Origin of the sequence: Vibrio sp. Vb1337 (assembly GCF_033338715.1) — a bacterium.
Classification (GTDB): domain Bacteria; phylum Pseudomonadota; class Gammaproteobacteria; order Enterobacterales; family Vibrionaceae; genus Vibrio; species Vibrio alginolyticus.
Genome location: NZ_JAWOTD010000302.1, coordinates 1 through 1,014 on the forward strand (window position 1 = coordinate 1; position 1,014 = coordinate 1,014).

Consider the following 1,014-nt stretch of genomic DNA (forward strand, 5'->3'; position numbering starts at 1 on the left):
CCAAGCTATCTCTGCATTCGGCTAATATCGCCAACTTGCTTCGAGAGTCGAACTACGTGGCTCGCCAAGCAAACTCAAACATGATCCGCATTGGCCACGTCGAAGAGGCGATGAAAAATCAGGAGATGCGCGTCAGCCGTTTGCGAGACAGTGTGATGGAGACGTTCTTAAACGGCACTACGTTGATTCTCACTGAGGGTTCGGCGATAGGGCAAGTGAACGCGTTGTCGGTGTTGAGTACCAGCGATTATATGTTTGGTGCGCCTAACCGTATTACTGCCACAACATGCTACGGCGATGGCGACGTCATCGATATTGAACGCAGCGTCGATCTTGGCGGCAGTATCCACTCAAAAGGTGTGATGATCCTATCGGCTTATCTGTCTTCCGTATTCGGCAAAACGGCGCGAGTGCCACTCACGACGACGATTACCTTTGAGCAATCATACGGTGGCGTCGACGGCGACAGCGCGAGCATGGCGGAGTTTTGTGCGGTCGTTTCGGCTTTTTCTAAACAACCAAATCGACAAGATATCGCGATCACGGGTTCAATGAACCAATTTGGTGAAGCGCAGCCGATTGGTGGCGTAAACGAAAAAATCGAAGGTTTCTATGATGTGTGTGTGATCAAAGGTCGTCACTCCGGACAGGGCGTGATCATTCCTCGTTCGAATGTTCATAACTTGATGCTACGCGCTGACATCGTGAAAGCGGTAGAAAAAGGGGAGTTCCATATTTGGGCAATTGACCACGTGACTGAAGCCATTGAATTGTTCACCGGCAAGGTGGCAGGTGAGCCGACAGATGAAGGTTCTTACCCGATTGATACGATTTTTGGCCTTGCTCAAGCGAAGCTCAATTCGCTGAGAAAGTAAGCGATATTTGCTCTGGATGTGAATAAATATCATCACAATTAATCACAACCTGTAATAACGACAATATCCCAACACTAGTGTCGGGATATTGTCAATAAAAGATTGAAAATGGGGACTTTTTGTACTAGACAAAAGTGTG

The 1,014-nt window shown here is 48.0% G+C and carries 1 protein-coding gene; it reads left to right on the top strand.

From position 1 onward, the window contains the following. Window positions 1-875: Lon-insertion domain-containing protein (locus tag R7E42_RS25795; protein ID WP_318073357.1), on the top strand; the 875-nt coding region annotated here is incomplete at its 5' end. Window positions 876-1,014: the final 139 nt, after the last annotated feature.